This is a genomic window from Mycobacterium sp. NPDC049093 (assembly GCF_040704635.1).
Lineage (GTDB): Bacteria > Actinomycetota > Actinomycetes > Mycobacteriales > Mycobacteriaceae > Mycobacterium.
The window spans coordinates 1-2813 of record NZ_JBEZJS010000026.1; the positions used below are offsets into that span (position 1 = coordinate 1).

Sequence of the window (2813 nt, forward strand, 5' to 3'; positions counted from 1 at the left end):
CTTGCTACCTGCCATGTCGTCGTCGATTCTTCCTGCCCGAACACTCGGGCAACAGAGTCCCACAACAACTGGACCACTACGAAGGGCCCACCTCAACTTCTCCACAGCTTTAACAGCCGAGCTCAGCTTTCTCCGCATCTCGGACAGCAGCGCAAGGGCCCGCTCCTCGGTTAGATTTCCGCCGATCCGAAGCCGGACGCCGAATTTCTGGTGTGCGAGTTCGCACGGGTAGTTCCGGTAGGTGAACGTCGTCCACCATTCCACCTTCTCCCCAGGCCCAAAATGGGGTATGCCTACTAACGTCAGAGCGTAGCGAAGCAGCACTGGGATCGGAGCTTCGTCCCGAGGTATTGCGATGGTGTAGGCCGGTTGACGGTAGTCCCGATCTCTCTGCGGGACAGGTGGTCCAAAGTTGCGCAATGAGGTTTTGGACAGATGTTTCCCCGCCGCTGTCTCGTCTGTAGACACGCAAGCGATTATCCCGGGTTAGACGGTCGCAGTACGCAGAAGAGGTCGACTGTGTCGCCCATGGACAACGGCGCCGAACGACGCATCCACGGTCGACTCGCGGTGTCAAAGCAATGATGCCTAGTTACGCTGAGATACGAAAGCCCTAGCGACAATAAGATGCCCGCCGCCAACAGCCTTTGTCCTCAAGTCCATAGAAAACACGAGTTGGCGAATCATTGCTGGGTAGAAAACCTGGTGCTCTCAGAGCAGTTCCTTTCGTACACTGGGCGAACGATGGGGGAATCAACTGGCGAAGGGTCCGGCCGACCTACTGCAAGCCGGAGGTTAACTGACGAAGCGGTCTGCGAGGCAGGGCGTCAAGCCGAAGCGCTTGGCCGTGCCGTGCCGTTAACGGTGGCGGGGTTGAGGCAAGCAGTCTTGCGAGGAGGGCATGATGCCGTTGCGCGCGTTCTAATCTCACGACATAACAGGCGGTTAGAGCGTCTCGCCGAGATCTCGCCGCTTATGCAGATGGTGTGCCTTCCTACAGTATCGGGCTATATCGAGTTCGATGTGGCTCTTATGGAGATGGGCGTGAGCTTCCGTCCGACAGTCCTGATAGGGGACTCTTGGGTAGATCAGCTTGCGTGGGGGCTTGATAGCGCGGTCGCCTCAACACGCTTTCTGTTGTGTATGCAGGTTGTTGGTGCGTCGATCATCGCGCGTGGTCAGCTTGAGCGCTGGTCGACGAACTTGGCGGTCAATGTGTCGCTGCCTCAAACTCCCGGCGAAGACACAGCTGCTTGGATGCGTCGGGTGTGGGAGTTTCCCGGTGCCCAGAACGTACTGTTCTGGCACGAAGCAGACCGGCCTAACTGCTTCACCATTCGGCCGATCGAGAGATCTTTCGATGCTGGAGACCTCTTCGCTGAATTGAGCGAGCTGTTACATGGTCGTGGGGAACTCCTTGATGCACTGTGGTGGGAGGTCGACGGTTTCGAATCTCCACTGCAGGCAGAACAGATTCGATCGCTTGATTTGGTGAGCGATGCTTTAACACTCTGCATAACTCAGATCCAGGGTGGGTTGGCGGGCGCTGCGTATGACTCGGGGCGGCTGGAGACTTGCAACAATATTGAGACTGCGCCAATCCTTGGCCCGGTTAGGGCGCTGTTCGCGAATCTGTTGCCCTACGTCTGGCCTATTGAACTTCGCTTGGTTGAGGATGACGAGCGACTTTACAGAATCGCGGCACCCGGCGCGCAGTACCAGATAGAAGTCGCAAAAGCTGTCGACGGCGAGACACCGGCCTTTCCTCCCCAAGTTGCGCCAGCGATGGCCTTTGCCGAAAGACGCACGCGTTCCTACAATCTCGCGCGAGCGGCGCTTGACATAGAGAAGCGCTACCTTGGCTCGACGTTCGACCCGAGACGGATGAGCGACGTAACGCTTGAGGCAATTTTCGCCAGTGAAATGGCCGGACTACTAGCTCGATGGACTCGTGAACGCGGTGATGGCGTGGTCCCAACCGCCTTTGTCCTGAGCGCTTCATCTCTCCGATCAGGGGTGTGGCTGTGGCTCGAGGATGACTACCGAGCGATGGGCTGCCTCCGGGTGGTGCTTGAGCAGCTGGCCCGAATCCGAACGTGGCGCACCAAACCTGAGATAGCCCGCAAGCTGGAGGCGAGGCCCCAGACAACACCAAGGGACTGGATCAACAAATGCGGGTGGAACCGGCTGCGTGTGCTCCTGAAGGCGCTTGGAGAATTCGCGCACGGTGCGGATCCCAATAACTGGTACACCGCGCATGACGTCCTTATTCGGACGAACCAGGGGGAGGATCAACACCTTGCTGAACGAACTGGTCGGACGAGCACACTGCGAAACCTCATCAACTTGCTTCAGGGAGAGTGCGCGGCTTGGCTTGAGGACATTGATCCTGTTATTTCCAAGGGATATTGGGAAGTGATACGTCTAGATTCTGACCGCGTCGCACAAGGCACCGAGCACGTATTGCGAAGCGCATGGGCCGCTAGGAATATGACGACGAGGGGTACGACTTCCAGCGAGGACGGCATGACTCCTGCTGCCGACGTGGCCGAAACGGCACCAAGCAGCGACCGCTGAGAGTGAGCCACCGAGGTCTACCTATGTGCGGTGCCGAGAAAGTTGCGCTAGATTCCTTGCACCGACATCTCGCGTGTAGCGGGGCGGTGCTAACCCGCCGGTCCTGCACCACCGTACCGTTCCGATTTTCGCCACTTGGATTGAGGGGGACCCGATTACTGGTCCAGTCGCTATGCGGCTTGGGGTTGGTGGGTCGTGGTCCACTGTAGGGCGAACTCGGTGGGGCTGAGTCCGTG

At 58.3% G+C, this 2813-nt stretch carries 2 protein-coding genes; one reads left to right on the forward strand and one right to left on the reverse strand.

Annotated features, from left to right (window positions below; translation table 11 throughout):
- On the reverse strand, positions 1–468 hold a 468-nt coding region (locus tag AB0876_RS34230; RefSeq protein ID WP_526044224.1), incomplete at its 3' end, for a hypothetical protein.
- A gap of 576 nt (positions 469–1044) precedes the next feature.
- On the opposite strand from AB0876_RS34230, the gene AB0876_RS34235 reads away from it, so the two are divergent.
- The gene (locus AB0876_RS34235) at positions 1045–2577 is read left to right on the forward strand and encodes a hypothetical protein (RefSeq protein ID WP_135358450.1); all 1533 of its coding nucleotides are present in this window, start codon (positions 1045–1047) and stop codon (positions 2575–2577) included.
- The last annotated feature ends 236 nt before the right edge of the window (positions 2578–2813 follow it).